At 36.6% G+C, this 20322-nt stretch carries 14 protein-coding genes and 1 other annotated feature; of the genes, 6 read left to right on the forward strand and 8 right to left on the reverse strand.

Translation table 11 applies throughout. The features are described from left to right. Positions 1 to 28: 28 nt before the first annotated feature. Positions 29 to 838, forward strand: a complete 810-nt coding sequence (locus MHB75_RS08015; protein WP_340996987.1) for a cobalamin-binding protein — start codon at positions 29 to 31, stop codon at positions 836 to 838. Between the two features lie 85 nt (positions 839 to 923). Here the strand turns inward: MHB75_RS08015 and tyrS are convergent, their stop codons facing one another. After that, on the reverse strand, positions 924 to 2192 hold the full coding sequence (gene tyrS / locus MHB75_RS08020) for a tyrosine--tRNA ligase (RefSeq protein WP_285215286.1): 1269 nt from the start codon (positions 2190 to 2192) through the stop codon (positions 924 to 926). A gap of 47 nt (positions 2193 to 2239) precedes the next feature. After that, positions 2240 to 2443 (reverse strand) — a binding site (T-box leader). Positions 2444 to 2839: 396 nt separating this feature from the next. Here tyrS and MHB75_RS08025 point away from each other — a divergent pair. Then, positions 2840 to 5461, forward strand: coding sequence for a transglycosylase domain-containing protein (locus MHB75_RS08025; protein WP_340996989.1), 2622 nt, complete (start codon positions 2840 to 2842; stop codon positions 5459 to 5461). Between the two features lie 98 nt (positions 5462 to 5559). On the opposite strand, the gene acsA is transcribed toward MHB75_RS08025, so the two are convergent. After that, on the reverse strand, positions 5560 to 7281 hold the full coding sequence (gene acsA / locus MHB75_RS08030) for an acetate--CoA ligase (protein ID WP_340996990.1): 1722 nt from the start codon (positions 7279 to 7281) through the stop codon (positions 5560 to 5562). Positions 7282 to 7554: 273 nt separating this feature from the next. On the opposite strand from acsA, the gene MHB75_RS08035 reads away from it, so the two are divergent. From MHB75_RS08035 to MHB75_RS08045, 3 genes are read left to right on the forward strand one after another with little or no spacing between them, the layout of a single operon-like run. After that, positions 7555 to 8187, forward strand: a complete 633-nt coding sequence (locus MHB75_RS08035) for a GNAT family N-acetyltransferase (protein ID WP_141273765.1) — start codon at positions 7555 to 7557, stop codon at positions 8185 to 8187. A gap of 18 nt (positions 8188 to 8205) precedes the next feature. Then, positions 8206 to 8850, forward strand: a complete 645-nt coding sequence (locus tag MHB75_RS08040; RefSeq protein WP_340996992.1) for a CBS and ACT domain-containing protein — start codon at positions 8206 to 8208, stop codon at positions 8848 to 8850. Further along, on the forward strand, positions 8820 to 10001 hold the full coding sequence (locus MHB75_RS08045; RefSeq protein ID WP_340996994.1) for an acetoin utilization protein AcuC: 1182 nt from the start codon (positions 8820 to 8822) through the stop codon (positions 9999 to 10001). The genes MHB75_RS08040 and MHB75_RS08045 overlap by 31 nt, the downstream gene beginning before the upstream one ends. A gap of 44 nt (positions 10002 to 10045) precedes the next feature. Here MHB75_RS08045 and ccpA read toward each other — a convergent pair whose 3' ends face one another. Then, positions 10046 to 11047, reverse strand: a complete 1002-nt coding sequence (ccpA, locus tag MHB75_RS08050) for a catabolite control protein A (RefSeq protein WP_340996995.1) — start codon at positions 11045 to 11047, stop codon at positions 10046 to 10048. Positions 11048 to 11163: 116 nt separating this feature from the next. Beyond that, positions 11164 to 12249: a bifunctional 3-deoxy-7-phosphoheptulonate synthase/chorismate mutase gene (locus MHB75_RS08055; RefSeq protein WP_141273769.1), complete on the reverse strand. Its 1086-nt coding sequence runs from the start codon at positions 12247 to 12249 to the stop codon at positions 11164 to 11166. Between the two features lie 198 nt (positions 12250 to 12447). Here MHB75_RS08055 and pilM point away from each other — a divergent pair, with 198 nt between their 5' ends. Next, positions 12448 to 14601: a pilus assembly protein PilM gene (gene pilM / locus MHB75_RS08060; RefSeq protein WP_340996998.1), complete on the forward strand. Its 2154-nt coding sequence runs from the start codon at positions 12448 to 12450 to the stop codon at positions 14599 to 14601. Between the two features lie 159 nt (positions 14602 to 14760). On the opposite strand, the gene MHB75_RS08065 is transcribed toward pilM, so the two are convergent. The 4 genes from MHB75_RS08065 to MHB75_RS08080 form a co-directional block, all read right to left on the reverse strand. Continuing rightward, the gene (locus tag MHB75_RS08065) at positions 14761 to 15267 is read right to left on the reverse strand and encodes a YtxH domain-containing protein (protein ID WP_068451820.1); all 507 of its coding nucleotides are present in this window, start codon (positions 15265 to 15267) and stop codon (positions 14761 to 14763) included. Positions 15268 to 15284: 17 nt separating this feature from the next. Then, positions 15285 to 15704 carry a DUF948 domain-containing protein gene (locus MHB75_RS08070; RefSeq protein WP_340996999.1) on the reverse strand — a complete coding sequence of 140 codons (420 nt, stop codon included), beginning with the start codon at positions 15702 to 15704 and terminating at the stop codon, positions 15285 to 15287. Positions 15705 to 15898: 194 nt separating this feature from the next. Then, positions 15899 to 17197 (reverse strand): UDP-N-acetylmuramate--L-alanine ligase, encoded by a 1299-nt coding sequence (murC, locus tag MHB75_RS08075; RefSeq protein ID WP_141273773.1) that lies wholly within the window; start codon positions 17195 to 17197, stop codon positions 15899 to 15901. A 199-nt stretch (positions 17198 to 17396) separates the two neighbouring features. Next, positions 17397 to 20159 carry a DNA translocase FtsK gene (locus MHB75_RS08080; RefSeq protein ID WP_340997000.1) on the reverse strand — a complete coding sequence of 921 codons (2763 nt, stop codon included), beginning with the start codon at positions 20157 to 20159 and terminating at the stop codon, positions 17397 to 17399. Between the last annotated feature and the right edge of the window lie 163 nt (positions 20160 to 20322).

Genomic DNA, 20322 nt, shown 5'->3' on the forward strand with positions numbered 1-20322 from the left:
TTGAAAAGAAATGTGAAGGAGGATTTTCATGCGGATTATCTCAATTTGTCCAAGTAATACAGAAATCGTTGCTTTACTCGGCTTGACTGATTCACTCATTGCTGTTGATGATTTTTCAGATTGGCCACAGGTTGTACACACATTACCAAAATTAGGACCTGATTTATCCATTGATTTAGATGCATTAGAAGCCTTAAAACCTGACATCGTTCTATCTTCTCTCAGTGTTCCTGGTATGGAAAAGAATGTTGAAGGTTTAAAAGAACGCGGGATTCCTCAACTCATTTTAAATGCAAATTCACTTGATGAGATCATTGAAGAAGTCCGTCTGGTTGGGAAAGCTTGCGGTGTTGCAGTTCGTGCGGAAGAATTTGCAACAGCTTATGAAGCAAAAAGACATGAACTACATACCATTTCTCAATCAATCAATGAACATCCTTCACTTTATTGGGAATGGTGGCCCAATCCCATTTTCACACCTGGAAAAGTGAATTGGTTAACAGAAATCAGTCAACTCGCCGGTGGCCGCAATGCTTTTGAAGATGTTGAATTAGCTAGTGTTATGACTGATTTTGATGATGTAAAAAATCGAAATCCAGATTATATTTTTTTATCATGGGTAGGTGTAGCTTATGAACGTATCAATCCAAAAGTCGTATTAAGGCGTGATGGATGGCAAGAGATGAATGCTGTAAAAAATGAATGCATTTTTAAAATGGAAGAATGGCTTTACTGTCGCCCATCTCCTCGTCTTTTAATTGGTGCGATTCAACTTGCCAAACGAATTCATCCTGACGCATATGCACATGTAGAAACCCCGTCTTTTTTAACAACATAATAGGAAGAAACTCATTTTCCATTCATAAAAAGAGAAGGAATCGACTAGTTGCGATTCCTTCTTTTTTGCATTCAAATGCGATTTATTATGAAAACTTCACCATGAAGTATTTTTTCTTACCACGACGAATGATTGTGAAGGCATCCTCTAAACGGTCTTTTGCATCAACTGTGTAGTCAAGGTCTTGTACTTTCTCACCGTTTACGGAGATTGCACCATTTGTTACATCTTCACGCGCTTGACGTTTTGAAGGTGAGATTTTAGCTTCTACTAACAATTCAACAATATTTGTATCTGCTTTCGTTACTTCTACAGATGGAACACCTGAGAATGCTACTTTCATCTCATCTGCTGATAAAGCTTTTAAGTCACCTGAGAATAGCGCAGCTGTAATTTTTAATGCTTGCTCTAAACCTTCTTCACCATGAATCATTTTTGTCATTTCAGCAGCTAATGTTTTTTGAGCTTCACGTAAATGTGCTTCTGTTTCTACTTTTTCAGCTAAAGCTTCAATTTCAGCACGTGTTAAGAAAGTAAAGATTTTTAAGTATTTCACAACATCCGCATCTGCTGTGTTTAGCCAGAATTGGTAGAATTCATATGGAGATGTTTTTTCACCATCTAACCAAATCGCGCCACCAGCTGTTTTACCAAATTTCGTACCATCTGCTTTTGTCACAAGTGGAATTGTAAAACCAAATGCTTTTGCTTCTTCATCATGTGTTTTACGAATTACTTCTAGACCTGTTGTAATATTACCCCATTGATCAGAGCCACCCACTTGAATACGTACATTGTGGTGATCGTATAAATGATTAAAGTCCATACCTTGAATTAGTGTGTATGTGAATTCAGTGAATGATAGACCTGATTCTAAGCGAGAAGAAATCGTATCCTTACCTAGCATGTAATTAATATTAATTAATTTACCATAGTCACGTAAAAATTCGATTGTTGTCATATTGCCGAACCAATCGTAGTTATTCACTAATTTTGCGCCATTCGCTTCATCTTTGAAGTCGAAAATACGACCTAGTTGTCCTTTGATGCAGTCTACATTATGTTGAATTTGTTCTTCTGTTAATAAATTACGCTCTGAAGAACGACCTGATGGGTCACCAATCATTCCTGTTGCACCACCTACTAGTAATACAGGTTGGTGACCAGCTTGTTGGAAACGACGTAATGTTAGCATTGGAACGATGTGACCGATATGCATCGAATCTGCTGTTGGATCTACACCTACGTATAACGATACTTTTTCTTCGTCTAGTAATTTCGCCATGCCTTCTTCATCTGTTTGCTGGTACAACAAACCACGCCATGTTAAATCTTCAATTAATGCATTTGTCATTGTTATTCCTCCTAATAATAAAAAAATCGTCCCTGCCATCATATTGATGCAGGGACGTTAGGGACGAATAACGCGGTACCACCCGGCTTGGAGAAATGCTTGTCATCTCTCCCGCTCTATCGCTTTAACGCAGCGGCTACGTCGTTACTCCAAATGTGTAATTCAAAACAAAATTATGGTTAGCTTGCACCGACCGCTAACTCTCTGAACAGGGAATTTTGTTTCTACTGCGCATTTTTCTCCGTACGAAATATATACCTGTTACTTTACTTTAGTTCATTTTTTTTGTCAATGTTTAAATTGTTCACACATAAGTGAGTCATTTTCATGTAATATTAAGTATGTATGCAAAAATTTTAACCGTCTATTATTTGGAATATATTTGCTATAAGTAGGGTAAAATATTGTATACTATTTTTACGTAAGAGATGCTAAAGTTAATAACGGTTCATACATATGTCCATTGCATCGATTCATTTATAATTAAAAAAAAGAAAAATCGATTGTATTATACAGTCTAGTGACCAGTTAAAAAATGTATAGTTGCAATACCTTTTTTAACCTGATTTAAACTGAAGGAGGAAGGTCATTTTTAAAGTAGCAATACTCTCAAAAGAGTTTTAAAAATGATCATTCGAGTGATATCCATGAAAAAGCTATTAGAGAGTTGGGATCAACATATACAAGCATTTTCCGACAAGGCATTTATGAAATATTTCCGTATTTCATCCAGCGTAATTTGGAATTTATTCTTATTATTCTTAACGCTTATGCTTGTCGGAATTGTCTTTTTAGGTTCTATTGGTGCAGGTTATTTTGCATCACTAGTAAAAGACGAAAAGCTCTCATCAAAACAAGAAATGCGTGAGACCATTTTTAACTATGATGAGACCAGTCAGTTATACTTCGCTAATAATCAATATTTAGGGAAGATGCGAACTGATTTAGAAAGAACAGAAACAACTTTAAAACAAGTATCACCTAAAGTAATTGATGCTGTACTTGCGACAGAAGATGAATACTTCTATGAACATAACGGCATTGTACCAAAGGCTGTATTCCGTGGTTTATTACAAGATGTATCGAATTCGTCTATGCAAACAGGTGGTTCGACACTGACACAACAATTAATTAAAAACCAAGTCTTAACAAATGAAGTATCTTATGAACGTAAAGCAAAAGAATTACTGCTTGCCATGCGTTTAGAGCACTTCATGACAAAAGATGAGATTTTAGAAGCATATTTGAATATTATCCCGTATGGTCGTAATTCGACTGGCCGTAATATTGCAGGTGTTGAAACAGCTTCAAAAGGAATTTTCAATAAGAGCGCTTCAGACTTGAGTTTACCACAAGCTGCTTATATTGCGGGGATCCCACAATCTCCATTTGCTTATACACCTTATACGCAAACTGGACAATTAAAAGATAAAAAGATGTTACAACTTGGCGTAAATCGTATGAAAACAGTACTTTATCGTATGCATGAAACAGGTTATATTTCAGATGCAGAATATAAAAAAGCACTTAAATATAACATCGTGAAAGATTTTCGCGCACGCGAAAAACAAGCAACAGAAAAATATCCATACGTAACATATGAAATTGAAGATCAAGCAAAAGGTATTATGGCAAAAATTCTGGCGAAAAAAGACGGTATTGAAGCAAAACGTATTGATAAAGAATCCAAATTACGTGAAAAATACACAATTTTAGCTGACCGAGAATTACGTTCAAAAGGCTATAAAATTTATTCGACAATTGACAAAAAATTATATGATGCGATGGATACAGCGAAGGACTCATTCCCTTATTACGGAGCTACCTATACGAAGAATGTAACAGACTCTGAAACAGGTGAAACGAAACCTGTAGCGGATCCTGTTCAAGTAGGTGGCGTAGTTATCGAAAATGAGACAGGTCGTTTACTAAGCTTCATCGGTGGTCGAGACTTCAAACTCGAAGAACTCAATCATGCAACACAAGCAAAACGTTCAAACGGTTCAACAATGAAACCTTTACTTGTTTACGCACCTGCAATTGAATATGGTCGTATTGGTGCTGGTAGCCCTGTAGCCGATGTGAAATTTAATTATGGTGGCTGGCAACCTTCTAACTTTGATGTGAATGAAGAACGTGGTATTGTTTCTGCACGTGACGCTTTAAAAGACTCATTAAACTTACCTGCGATTCGTTTATACGCTCAAATTATGGCGAATAAACCTGCAAACTTCTTAGAAAAAATGGGCTTCTCAAATCTAGATGCAGATGATTATACAAACTACTCAACATCGATTGGTGCTTTAAAATACGGCGTAACAGTAGAAGAAAATACCAATGCATTTGCGACATTCGCAAACGGTGGAGATTTCGTAGATGCGTATGTGGTTGAAAAAATTGTAGACCGTAATGGTAAAACGATTTACAAGCACAAGTCGAAAAAGAAACGCGTATTCTCTGAAGAAACATCGTATATCATTACAGATATGCTAAGAGATGTATTCAATGGCGGTACAGGTTCAAAAGCAAAAGGCAGCCTAAACTTTAGTGGTGATTTTGCTGGTAAAACAGGTACATCTCAAGAATATAAAGATGTATGGTTAGTCGGCTACAACCCGAAAATCACATTAGGTGTATGGATGGGTTATGACCAACCAAAAACATTAAATCAATATAACGGCGCTTATTTCGATCCAAGTACACGTGTCAACTTATTCTGGGCGCGTGTTATGAACTCGATTTATAGTACAGATCCAAAACTTGCAACAGCTGGTGGTAGCTCATTTACACGCCCTCCAAATGTTGTGAATCGTTCATTCTGTGCAGATACTGGTGGTTATTCTGGATGTGGTAACATGACATCTGATTTATTCAATGGTTCATTGTCTGTTCCTCCAGTAACTATCTCTTCTTTATTATCACCATTCGGTGGTACGCTACCAGCAAAGAAAGGTATAAATAACACGACGACAGATAAAAAGAATGAAGCATCTAGCAATAATTCGAATTCATCAAGTTCGAATAACACTCAAACAAATAAACCAGCTACTGGTAGTTCAAATAATTCAACAGGTTCTGGCAACACATCAAAACCAGAATCAAACAATAAGCCACCAGCTACCAACAATGGTAGTAGTGGCAATAGTTCGAATAAACCAAGTACAGGTACAGAAGAAAAACCAAGTACAGGCGGTGGAAATTCAGGTAGCGGTTCTAACCAATCTACTGAAAAACCAAAGCCAGATGATTCAAAAGAAGATAAAGAATAGTAAAAGAGAAGTGGGGTCTACCTACTTCTCTTTTTCATTTCTTAAAAAATAAAAAAACCGCGCCATCGCGATTTTTTTATTATTACACATATAATTTTTTAATCATCTTCCATTGTAGACAAATCACCTGTCGGTAAATTTAATTCCCATGCTTTTAATACACGACGCATGATTTTACCACTTCTTGTTTTTGGTAACTTCTCTTTAAACTCAATTTCACGTGGCGCTGCATGTGCCGCCAAACCCTTCTTTACAAAATCCTTAATATTCGCCTCAAGCTCTGGTGTTGGTGTAACACCTTCACGTAATGCAATAAAAGCTTTAATAATTTCCCCTCTTACTGGATCCGGCTTTCCAATAACACCGGCCTCCACAATATCAGGATGTTCTAATAATTTACTCTCTACTTCAAACGGTCCGACACGCTCTCCGGCTGTCATAATCACATCATCAATTCTCCCTTGGAACCAGAAGTAACCTTCATCATCCATATAAGCGGAATCTCCTGAAACATACCATTCGTCTTTTAAAAAGTACGAATCATAGCGTTCTGGATTATTCCAAATTTGGCGCATCATTGATGGCCACCCCTTTTTAATCGCTAAGTTCCCCATTGTGAACGGTGGTACTTCTATTCCTTGATCATTTACAATTGTCGCTTCAATACCCGGTAATGGTTTTCCCATAGAACCTGGCTTAATATCCATTGAAGGATAATTACAAATCATCTGCGCTCCTGTCTCCGTCATCCACCATGTATCATGAATACGATGATGTAACACTTCTTTTCCCCATTTAATAACTTCTGGGTTTAATGGCTCCCCTACAGATAATACATGACGTACATGACTTAAATCATACTGTTCAACCACATGATTACCTGCCCCCATTAACATTCGAAATGCTGTAGGCGCACTATACCATATCGTTACTTTATACTTTTCTAATGCACCGTACCAAGCTTCCGGTGAAAATCGTCCCCCAACGATGACCATCGAAATACCATGTAACCATGGTGCAAAAATGCCATAAGCTGTTCCCGTTACCCAACCTGGGTCAGCTGTACACCAATAAATATCATCATCCTTTAAATCTAAAACCCATTTAGCGCTTTGATATTGTTGAATCATTGCATTGTGTACATGTAAAACCCCTTTTGGTTTACCAGTTGAACCAGACGTATAATGTAGAACAGCCCCATCTTCTAGCGTTACCCACTCTACTGAGAATTGATCCGAAGCTTGCTCCATTAATCGATTAAAATCAAAAATTTGTTCTGTTTCTTCGATTTCTTCTCCTACTACAAAAATCTTTTTCAAATGTGGTAGTCGATCAACTGGAACACGCGGTAACAACTCTGGTGTCGTTACTAAAACCGAAGCTTCACTATCATATAGACGATCATACACTGCTACTTCCATAAAAGCTTCAAATAAAGGTCCAACGATAACACCTTTTTTAATCGCCCCAAGTAAAGCAATATAAAGCTCTGGTGTGCGTGGCATGAAAATAAATAAGCGATCCCCTTTTTTCAAATCTGTATAATTTGAAAATACATTTGCTGCTCGATTAGATAACTTTTTCATTTCCCCAAATGAATAGGCTTCTTTTCGATGTGCATCTTCATAATATAAAGCAATACGATTTTCTTTTTCTGAATCAGCATGGCGGTCGATTGCTTCATGCGCCAAATTGACAAGACTTGTTGTGCTCCATGAAAAAACTTCATTCACTTTCTCCCAATTGAATGTGGCTTTTTCTTTGTCATAATCTACAAGATTAAAATCACCCTTCGTTGCTACTAGTGGTTCAATTCTCATATTTTAACCCCCTTGTTCGATTAACACTATTTTATTATATAACAAATAAAACTGTATTATAATAGAATATATAAAATTGACTGAATAATTCGAAAAAATAAGGATTTTTCGAATTTAAATAGCAAATTTCAGTTAAAATTATACTTTTAGAACGAATATCCTTTTTTGTACACATTTCCTCACTAATCTATCATTTCTTCTCATTTACGTTATTTTTTTCTTTTCACATGATGTATAATAAAAAACAAACGTATCGAAAAGGAGCGGTGGACATTGGAACATATTCGTACATTTTATTCTGAAATCATCGATACCTCGCGTGGCCCAGTCATAGTAGAAGGCCCTGTATTACCTGAAAATTTAGAAAAAATGACATTTCATGAAGATTTAGCTGCATTTCGTCCAGCACCACAACAATTTAAAGCTATTTTGGGCATCTCAAAGCTACCCGAAGGTCGTATCATTGTGTGCAGACAAGATCAGCTAGTCGTCGGTTATACAACATTCGTCTATCCAGACCCACTTGAACGATGGGCTGAAGGCAATATGGAAAATTTAATTGAGCTAGGTGCAATCGAAGTGATTAATGACTTCAGAGGTAATGGTTTAGGAAAAGCAATGCTACGTGTTTCAATGTTAGATGATGCGATGGAAGACTATATTATCATTACAACTGAATATTATTGGCATTGGGATTTAAAGAGAACGGGGTTAAATGTATGGGATTATCGCAAAGTTATGGAGAAAATGATGAATGAAGGCGGACTAGAATATTATGCAACAGACGATCCTGAAATTTCTGCTCATCCTGCAAACTGTCTTATGGCACGTATTGGTAGTCGAGTAGACCGTGCAAGTATTGAAAAATTTGATCGTTTACGTTTTTCAAATCGTTTGATGTATTAAGTAAAGGAGGGAATCATCATGATTGTTGAAAGAATTATGACAAAAGATGTTTTTACGCTTACACCTGAGCATACCTTACAAGATGCTAACCAATTAATGCGCGAAAAAAAGATTCGGCATTTACCAATTGTTAATACACAGAAACAACTTGTTGGCTTAGTTGCACAACGCGATATTAAAAATACAATTACGCATTTATTGAATCAAGATGAAGAAAAAAAAATTCTTCAAACACCTATTTCAGAAATTATGACTAGACACCCTTTAGTTGGACATCCACTCGATTTTGTCGAAGAAGTTGCCCTTCTATTTTATGAACACAAAATTGGTTGTTTACCGATTATTAGTCATAAAAAGTTAGTTGGAATCTTAACAGATAGTGATTTACTTTATAATTACATTGAATTGACAGGTGCGACAAAACCAAGTTCACGAATTGATATACGAATTAAAGATGAGGCAGGGATTTTACATGAAATTACTGGCGTGATTGCACAATATAATGCAAATATTTTAAGTATCTTACTACACCCAGATATTTCTCCTAATCATCAGGTAATCTCGATTCGTGTAAAAAGCATGAATCCTGTTCCAATCATTCGTGCATTACGTAAGGAAGGATTTGATGTGTTATGGCCAAATACACTAGGAATGGACCTTTAGAACAAGATGCAGTCTTTATTTATTCACCAGAGCAACTTGATTATAAATTTTCAGAAACACATCCTTTTAATCAAAAACGTCTTCAATTAACAATGGATTTACTAAAGCAGATTAATGCACTTCAACCCGAACAAATTAAAAAAGCGCGTGTTGCTACGGATGAAGAATTATTGCTCGGTCATGATGCTGCTTATATTGATATTGTCAAAAAAGCAGGTCATGGTGAATTGCGTAATGGTGAGGGTGAAGTTTACGGTATTGGTACAGAAGATACACCTATTTTTAAAAATATGCATGAAGCAAGTGCCATGTTTGTAGGTGGTACGCTTACAGCTTGTGATTATGTGATGCAAGGCAAAACAAATCATGCACTCAACCTTGGTGGTGGATTACATCATGGTTTTCATGGAAAAGCTTCGGGTTTTTGTATTTATAATGATAGTACGGTTGCCATCAAATATATGCAAAAAAAATATGATGCGCGCATACTTTACATAGATACAGATGCACACCACGGAGATGGTGTACAATGGAGCTTTTATGACGATCCGAATGTATGTACATTATCCATTCATGAGACAGGACGTTACCTATTTCCTGGAACGGGTGCGGTAACAGAACGTGGAAATGGCGAAGGATATGGTACTTCCTTTAATATTCCGCTCGATGCTTTTACAGAAGATGGCTCTTTTTTAGAAGTCTATGAAACAGCCATTCGAGAAGTCATTGCACACTTTAAACCGGATGTTATTTTAACTCAAAATGGTGCAGATGCCCATTATTTCGATCCACTTACACATCTTTACAGTACAATTAAAACATATGAATCCATACCAAAAATCGCCCATGAACTAGCTCATGAATTTTGTGAAGGTCGTTGGATTGCTGTTGGTGGCGGTGGTTATGATATCTGGCGAGTTGTTCCGCGTGCATGGTCAATGGTATGGCTTGCGATGACGAATCAACAAGTTCCAACAGGCGCTATTCCACAAGAATGGTTAGACAATTGGCAAAAAGAAGCACCTGTTACACTCATACCTACATGGGAAGATCCTGAAGATTTATATGAATCAATCCCACGTAAAGAAGAAATTACAGAGAAAAACCAACAAACACTTGAAAAAGCATTATACATGATTCGCCAAAATTAAAAAGACAGGAATCACGAGTATTTGTGATTCCTGTCTTTTATATTTTATGCTTTTGTAGAATTTCTTTCTTCCATACGGTGTGGCAGAACAACTTGTAATTGTTCTGTCTGTTCTTTGTTCATAATTTTTGTAAGTAAACGCATCGATACAGCACCGATATCATACAGTGGTAAGACCATACTTGTGAGTTGTGGACGTACCATACGTGCTAATTTTGAGTTTTCAAAACTAATCACTTCAATATCATCTGGTACAGACTTACCAGCATCTTGTGCTGCATGAATAATGCCAATCGCTAACTCATCACTACCTGTAAAATAAGCTGTTGGTGGGTCTGCTACTTCATTTGCATGCACAAAGTCTTCCATCCCACTATCATAAGAATCTTCTGCTGCTAATACAAGATTTTCATCCAGTGCAATCCCTGCTTCTTCTAATGCTTTTTGATAGCCTACAAACTTATGCTCTTTATTAATTGTTGATGTGAATGGTCCCGATACGAAGGCAATACGCTTATGACCGTTATTAATTAATTTTTTCACTGCTTCATATGCTGCCTGTACATAATCGATATTCACAGCTGGAATCTGCTTAGAATCTTCAACAGAACCGGCTAAAACGATTGGTGATGGTGAATGACTCATTTTGTCTAGAATGGCTTCTGATACATTTTCACTCATCATCACAATCCCATCTACTTGCTTTCCGTACATTGTATCCAATAATTCAATTTCTTTTGCTTCGTTTTGATCAGAATTGGATAAGATAATATTATAACGATACATCGTTGCAATATCCTCAATTCCGCGTGCTAACTCTGCATAGAATACATTTGAAATATCAGGAATAATAACGCCCACTGTTGTCGTTTTCTTACTTGCTAAGCCACGTGCAACGGCATTTGGACGATATTCTAAACGATCAATTACTTCTAATACTTTTTTTCTAGTTGTAGGTTTTACATTGGGATTCCCATTGACTACCCTAGATACCGTTGCCATCGAAACATTTGCTTCACGTGCAACATCATAAATTGTTACGGTCACCGATGACCCTCCTTTTTCGAACTACTTCTAATCATAATATATTGTGTCAACGATTTTCAACAGCTAGTCAAGCAAAAAAGTGACGATTCAAAGGATTTCGAATCGCCACTTACAAATTATGCTTTAATATCGTGTGTTTTCATGAATGTTTGCAATGTATCATAGAATGCATCGAATGTTTCAAAGTCCATTTGTTGTTGCGAATCTGATAGCGCTACTGCTGGATCTGGGTGTACTTCGGCCATCACACCGTCTGCACCAATTGCAATTGCTGCTTTCGCACATGGTAATAATAAATCACGACGACCTGTAGAATGTGTAACATCTACAAATACAGGTAAATGTGTTTCTTGTTTTAAAATTGGGACAGCTGAAATATCTAATGTATTACGTGTTGCTTTTTCGTAAGTACGAATACCACGTTCACATAAAATAATTTGCTCATTCCCTTTTGACATAATGTATTCTGCTGCATGGATGAACTCATCAATTGTTGCTGCTAAACCGCGTTTTAATAAAACTGGCTTATTCGTTTGTCCTGCTGCTTTTAATAATTCAAAGTTTTGCATATTACGTGCACCAATTTGAATAACATCTACATAGTCTAATGCTTCTTCTAAATGTGTTGGCGTAACAATTTCAGATACAATACCTAGACCGTATTTTTGACCAACTTCTTTTAGAATTTTTAACCCCTCTAATCCAAGTCCTTGGAAATCGTATGGTGATGTTCTTGGTTTGTATGCACCACCGCGCATTAATTTCAAACCTTTTTTCGCAATTTCTGCACCGACTGCATCCACTTGTTCGTAAGATTCTACTGCACATGGACCGAATACAAATGATGGCGCTCCTGTACCAATGGGTTCTCCATTCACATTAACGATTGTATCTTCTTTTTTACGTTTACGAGATACAAGTAATTCTTTTTTCGTATTCGTTTGCTGTAAATCTAATGCTTGTTTGAAAATTTCTTTAAATATATGACTAACCGCACCTTCTGTTAGCGGTCCTTGATTATTTTCTTTAATTAAATCGAGCATGTGACGTTCACGTAAAGGATCAAATCGGTTAACACCTTGCTTTTCCTTTGCTTTACCAATCTCTTCAACTAGCTCTGCACGCTTGTTAATCAAGTTTAAAATCTCTAAGTTGATTTCGTCTACTTGATTTCTTAAGTTCTCTAAAATTTCATGACTCATAACCGTTCTCCTCTCTCCTTACGTATCTAGTACTTCCAGCCCACTGAAATGTATGATACATTTTATGATATACATGTATTATAAGCAATCCATTCTTAAAAGTCACGAACTTTTTCTTTAACGCTTCAACGCGAAAAAGTAAAAAGGTTTTATTTCGCAAAATTTCGCAATAATCGAGCAAAGGATGTGTAAACAAAAATGACAGAAAAATTATTCGCACTAGACATCGGAACGCGTTCGGTTGTCGGTATTATATTAGAGCAGATTGATGAAGGTTATCATGTTGTCGATTTGATTTCTAAAGAGCATAAAGAGCGCGCAATGGTTGATGGACAAATACATAATGTTGTCTATGTTGCAAATGTCATTTCACAAGTGAAAGCAGAATTAGAAGAAAGGCATGGTCCTCTTACGAAAGTATCTGTCGCTGCTGCAGGTCGTTCTTTAAAAACAGAACAAGCAAGCTCTAAGCTATCCATTCAACATCGTCCTGCACTAACAGAAACGGATATAGACCGACTTGAATTAGCTGCTGTACAAGAAGCACAAGCAAAATTGCTAGAACATAAGGAAGATTTAAAAGGGAGCCATTATTATTGTGTTGGCTACTCTGTTCTTTATTATCGTTTAGATGGCGAGGAAATCGGTAGCTTAATCGATCAACAAGGTACAGAAGCTTCCATCGAAGTCATCGCCACATTTTTACCACGTGTAGTGGTTGAATCACTGATTGCTGCTTTAAAACGTGCAAATTTAGAGATGGATGGATTAACTTTAGAGCCGATTGCAGCAATTAATGCACTCATTCCCCCTTCGATGCGACGTTTAAATGTTGCACTCGTTGATATAGGTGCTGGAACGTCCGATATTGCCATTACAGATCAAAGTACAGTTATAGCTTACGGAATGGTTCCAACAGCTGGAGATGAGATTACAGAGGCTTTAAGTGATCATTACTTATTAGACTTCCCTGTTGCTGAAACTGTAAAAAGAGAACTATCTGTTTCAGAACATGTTACGATTACAGATATTTTAGGTTTTGAACAACAAATCCATTCAACTGAAGTAATTTCACATATTCAGGGAGCCATTCAACATCTCTCGACGAATATTGCCCAGGAAATAAAACGTCTCAACTCTGGTCAGTCACCAAAAGCTGTTTTATTAATTGGTGGCGGTAGTTTAACACCAAATATTACAAAAGAAATTAGTCTAGCGCTTGATTTACCTGACCAACGTGTAGCGGTACGTGATTTAAATGCCATTCAAAATTTAACACGAGAAAACCATATTCCAGTTACTCCAGAGTTAGTGACACCAATCGGTATTGCGATTGCTGCACAAAATACACCGATTAAATACATGTCACTTACTGTCAACGAGCAAGTTGTGCGTCTTTTTGAATTAAAAGAAATGACTGTAACAGACGCGCTACTTGCTGCAAATATTGTTGCTTCCAAACTATACGGTAAACCAGGTCTTGCGATGTCGGTTCAATTAAATGGACAGACAATCCATATACCTGGCAATCTAGGAAGCCCAACACGTATTTTAATTAACGGAGAAGAAGCATCTATGAAGGCAACAATTGAAAATGGTGACTTTATTGAATTGATTGAAGGACAAGATGGTAAACCTGCAACTGCAACAATTGCTGATTTATTAGATGAAGCATCTAATAAAGTTATTAAGGTTAATGATCAAACCTATACCATTTCTTCTACAATTCTTGTGAATGGCGTTCCGGCAAATAAGGAAACTGCTTTACAAGAAGGCGATGTCATTTTTGTTTCAACAGATACAACGGTAGAAGAAGCATTACAACAGTTTGGTTTTGAACATAGCGCTCATTACAATGAACCAACTTATTATTACTTAAATGACCAAAAACTTAACATGACTGCTTTTCAAGCTCAACTAACTGTAAATGGTTTAACTGTACAAGGACACCATATTTTACAAGATGGTGACCATATCCTATTACAAGAAGCAATCAAACCTACAGTAGAAGATTTTACAAAGCAATTAAATATGACTTTACTCGATCAATGCCAACTTACATTCCAACAGGAAGAAATTGTCTTACAAAGACCGCTATATAATATCTATGTGAATGGACAAGAATGTTCACTCGATACGATCTTATCAATTGGAGATCGTATTCAATTCGTTCAAATCGAATATAGTCAATGGACGTTCCAAGACGTTTTTAAATATACGAATTGGTCGTTACCACGTGATTTCAAAGGAACGTTTGAACTACTTAGAAATGGTGAAAAAGCTCAATTTGATGCACCTGTTTTTGGTGGAGATACGCTTACTCTACAATTAATTCCCACAACACTCGTTTAAATTTGAAGAAGAATTCATAAAAAAGTGATCGAGGCAACACGTTTCATTCTACTTTTTTTAGCATTCGTAAAGAAAAATCGGAACCGCATAACGCGATTCCGATTTTTCTTATAATTAGATCTAGTCGTATTTCATACGTATATCCAATCTACTTTTAAATTAGTGTTGATCTTTTTCTGTTTTTTCATATTCATGAATTGTATTCTCAACAGTTTCCATGAATTCCATTTGATCTTCACCATCTGCAAATGCAGTTCCATCGTCTAAAGGTGGTGTAACATTGTTACCTTTTAATGATTTTACTTTATTTACAACAGGCGCTGCTTGTTCCTGTACTTTTTTTACGACAGGTGCAGCTTGCTCTTGCACTTTTTTCGTTAATTCTGAGGATTTTTGTTTTGCTTGTGAAGTGATGTCAGAGCTTTTCACTTTCACGTCATTACGTAAATCTTTACCAGATTTTGGTGCTAAAAATAATGCTGCTGCTGCTCCAATTACACCACCGACGAATGCGCCAATCACAAAATCTTTACTACTTGTACACGATGAGTTATCTTCATAAAGTGCATCTTGTTTTGATACGTATGTTTCGGGTAAATAAAGCGACTGTCCTGTATTTTCTAATTGTTCACGGACTTCACTATAGTTTAATTTTGATCCTGACATGCAAGTTCCTCCTCTATCTAATTAACAACTTTATTTTTCTTCATTTTGTTACGTAGACTTAAAATGGTTGTACCCCATTGTACCACATTCGCAATTTGATCGCGATTTTGGTCAACACTTGTATTAATTGTAGATGTAACATTTTGTACAGTATGGTTTAAACCAGATACAGAATCACCAAAACCTTTTACTGCACCAACTAATGAGTTCAGTTGTTCTGACTTATGTTGAATATCTGCTGCAAGTGCATTTGTTGTATGAAGTAATACTTCTGTCTCCTTTGTGATGCCTTGCACCTGACCTTCAATACCTTCCATTGTTTTTGCAACACTAGTTAATGTTCTTTTCACAGAACTTAGTGTTACAGCTAAGCTGATACATAGCACTAATACGGCGATCGCAAAAATAAGTGCTGCGATGTAGAGAATGCTAATCATGTTTTTCCCCTCCTACATGGTAATACTACTCAAATTTCCACAATTTTACGTTACCTAAACATTGTGTGATATCTATATTCTACTATTTTTCTCTAAATCCTTCCAACAATATCATTATCGTAAGCAAATATTCTTTTAAAAAATTTAATACAAAAGAAAAGGAGAGGCTGGAATAACTCCATACCTCTCCTAATTTACACCAATACTTCTTCGAATGCTTTTTGGAATTTACCAATGTCGCCTGCACCCATAAATAAAAATACAGCTTCTTCATGTGCTTTTAAATCTTCAATGTTTTCTGTACGTAATACGTGGCTTCCTGGAATTAATGCTGCTAAGTCCTCAATCGTTAATTCTCCCGCATTTTCACGTGCAGAACCGAAAATATCACATAAGTAAACACAATCTGCTCCACTTAAACTTTCAGCAAAGTTCTCTAAAAACGCTTTGGTACGTGAGAATGTGTGCGGTTGGAATACTGCTACCACTTCACGATTTGGATATTTTTGACGTGCTGACTGAATCGTTGCACGAATTTCTGTTGGATGATGTGCATAATCATCAATTAATATTTGCTCGCCTTTGATTGTTTCAGAAAAACGACGCTTTACACCATGATATGTGTTTAATTGCTCTTGAATCATTGTAGCTGGAATACCTTCATACTCACATAGAGAGATAACAGCTAATGTATTTAAAACATTGTGATCTCCGAATAATGGAATATGAAATTGACTATAAAACTCATTACGAACGAATACATCAAATGTCGTACCTGTCGTATCTTTTTCAAGATTGCGTGCTTCAAAGTCATTTTCAGAGCCAAAGCCATAATAAACAACTGGAACATTTGCTTGAATACGTTGTAAGTTTTCATCGTCACCACATGCAATGATGGCTTTTTTTACTTGTAGTGCCATCTCTTGGAATGCATTAAATACATCGTCAATACTTGTATAATAATCTGGATGGTCAAAATCAATATTTAACATAACCGCATAATCTGGGTGGTATGCTAAGAAATGACGACGATATTCACACGCTTCCATTACGAAGTTTTTTGCATCTACTGCTCCTCGTCCTGTACCATCACCAATTAAATAAGATGTCGGTTCATTACCTGCTAGTACATGTGCCATCAAACCTGTTGTAGATGTTTTACCATGTGCGCCTGTAATTGCTACAGATGTATATTTTTCAAGATAATTCCCTAAAAATTCATGGTAACGAATGACCTCGACACCTAATTCTTTTGCACGCACAAGTTCTACGTGATCATCTGGAAAAGCATTTCCTGCAATGACGGTCATACCTTCTTCAATGTTATTCGCATCGAAAGGTAACACACGAATACCACGTTCATGTAGTGGCTCCTCAGTGAAGAAATGTTTTTCTATATCAGATCCTTGTACCTTCTCACCAGAATCAAATAAAATTTGTGCTAATGAACTCATACCAGAACCTTTAATTCCAGTAAAATGATATAATGTCATGTTGAAACCTCCTGAGAGTCTGTTTTTCACTCTCTTTTTTTCATCGTTCTTAATTGTTATTTAGAGTAATAGATTCATTGATTTTTCAAAACATCTAATATTATAGCACGAAACGAATCATTTCAAAAACTTCCGTTCATTTTACTTCCATATACCTATATTTCGCGAAACTTTTCAACATATAAGAGTGATTTTCGTATTACTGTTGGAAGATTGAATCGACTTGGTCTGGTGTTAAAAATACTTCACGTGGTTTCGTTCCTTTTGCTTCTGACACAAAACCGTGAGCATCCATCATTTCTACTAATCGTGCTGCTCGATTATAACCAATGCGATATTTACGTTGTAAAGATGAGATGGATACACTACCTTCTTCTGCAACTGAACGGCAGACTTCCTCAAATAGTTCATCTTGCTCTTCTGCCTGTTCTACTTTTTGAACAAGCTCCTCTGGTGCGAAAGCATAATTTGGTTTACCTAATGAACGAATATATGCTGTAATTTGTTCAATTTCCTCATCTGTTACAAACGTTCCTTGTAAACGAACCGTATCTGATTTACCATACCCTAAATACAATAAATCACCGCGTCCTAAAAGACGTTCTGCCCCTTGTGAGTCAATAATTGTACGTGAATCAATTTGAGATGATACAGAGAATGCTATACGTGTTGGGATATTCGATTTAATTAATCCTGTAATGACATCAACAGATGGTCTTTGTGTAGCAAGTACTAAATGAATTCCGCATGCACGTGCTTTTTGTGCAATACGACAAATCGATTCTTCTACTTCTGCTGGAGCCATCATCATTAAGTCTGCTAACTCATCAATTACTATAACAAGATACGGCATTTTTAATGAGAATCTTCTTTGTTCTTCAATGATTTCATTATAGCGTGTAATATGACGAACCTTCATATGATGGAATAATTGATAACGACGTTCCATTTCATCTACTGCCCATTTTAATGCGGCTGTCGCTGCTTTTACATCTGTAATTACAGGACTTACTAAATGCGGTAGTTCATCGTATACAGCTAACTCAACAATTTTTGGATCAATTAACATCAACTTGACATCTTGCGGACTCGCCTTCATTAACAAGCTAATTAAAATGGAATTAATACAGACGGACTTACCTGAACCCGTTGCTCCAGCAATTAATCCATGTGGCATTTCACTTAAATCAAATGTTACAGGTTGACCTGTAATATCGAGTCCTAAAGCTACTTCTAAATCTTTGTTAGAATCTCTAAAACTGTTATTACCCACAATTTCTGATAGTCTAACTGGTCTTGCTTTTGCATTCGGTATTTCAATACCAATTGAACGTTTCCCTGGAATTGGTGCTTCAATTCGAATATCACGTGCAGCAAGTGCTAACTTTAGATTATCCGAAAGATTTTTAATTTTACTTATTTTCACGCCATGACCAACTGTAATTTCAAATTGTGTAACAGTTGGACCTTGTACGATATTTTCAATTTCTGCTGGAACATTAAATTCTGACAATACCTCAACTAATAACTGCCCCTGTTCTTCCATCCATTCTACATCAGCTTGTTGGAATTCTGGTTCACGTAACAGCTGCAATGTTTCATCGTAAACTTGCCATTCGATCTTTTCTTGTACTTCTTCAGCTACTACTGCTTCAATTGTACTTGGTAATGGTATCTCTTCTAAAGCTTTGGTGGGTGAATCCTCATCTTCTACTTTTACTGACTCTTCTGTAGTTCGCTTTACTGACGGTACAGCGTAACGATTTGTAGGTGCTTTGGAATCTTTCCAGCTTGGTAGAATGATTTCCTTCGCCTGTGCTTGTTGTAACTTTTCTTTATCTGATTTCAACATAACCACATTAATCGGTGTCTTACTTCTTTCTCTTACTGGGGGTTCTATTGGCGTCTGAGCTGTTACTTGTTCTGATACGAGTTCTTCTACTTCTTCTCGCTCTGGCACTTGCTCTTGTACGAGTTCTTCTACTTCTTCTCGCTCTGGCACTTGCTCTTGTACGAGTTCTTCTACTTCAGCTGTTGCTAACTCGATCGTTTCTTTCTCTTGAACTAGCAATGCTACTTCTGCTTCTTCCACTACTTGTTCAGAAGGTGAGATTATCTCAGCAACTTCATTTGTTGTAGTGACTTTTGCGACTTCATCTTTTTGAACCGTTTTAGGTTGCTCATGCACTACTGGTTCCAATTTTGGCAATGTCACTAATATTTCATCCTGTTTTTTTATCGTTAAAGATGTTGGTTTTTGTTCTGTAGGCTTTGGCGTAGTTGGAACAGATACACGACTCGCTTCTAATCTTTCTTCTCTACGCACACGATTTTGCACTAATTGATCTGCCAAAGTACCACGATTTTTCTTACGCTCTGCTTGTAATCGCTCCTGTACCTTTCGCTCATACGGCGTAAGTGTCGATGGCTTTTTAAATCCAAACACTGGTGATGGTACATCACTTGGTACAAACCGTTTTTTCGGTTGTACCGCTGGCTCGATTGGCACTGGTGTTTTATTTAATTGTGGTTTCATTGCTGGTTCGTCTTTTATCTCCACTTTTGTAGTAGGCGTACTTGATTTTTTAAACGGATTATAATGTTCACGTGACATACCATGTGCAACGTGTTGCGAATTACCTGGCGCTGTAAAAGGTGAGTAATGCTCTTTTGAACTTACTGGCGTTGTACCTCTATTTAAACGTAATGGCTTAGACTCAACTGCAGGTTGTTTGGTTAATTGATTCACTTCATTTGAATGAGTAGAAGAATCCGTAACAACATCGTCTATTAATGGGAATCGAAAATTACCTTTAGATATTTTTGGCTGTTCTTCTCGCTGTTGTTCTTCATAGACTTCATCAGAAAAATCTTCTTCTGCTTCTTCATATGTATTTCGACCATACATCTCTTGTCCATCTTCATCTGTTACTTTATTAAAAAGGTTTTTAAACCATTTCATATCCAATCAACTCATTTCCAAATAATTGACTTTATTTTATCAGTTATAAAGCAGATGGTGCAACGCTGACACGGAATTTAAACATCTTTTTTCCCAATAAAGTAATCTTTTTTGTAATTTTCATCTTTTTTCGGAAGAAAATCGCATGTTCAGACAAAAATTT

It is taken from the genome of Kurthia sp. FSL E2-0154 (genome assembly GCF_038003625.1).
Taxonomy (GTDB): domain Bacteria; phylum Bacillota; class Bacilli; order Bacillales_A; family Planococcaceae; genus Kurthia; species Kurthia gibsonii.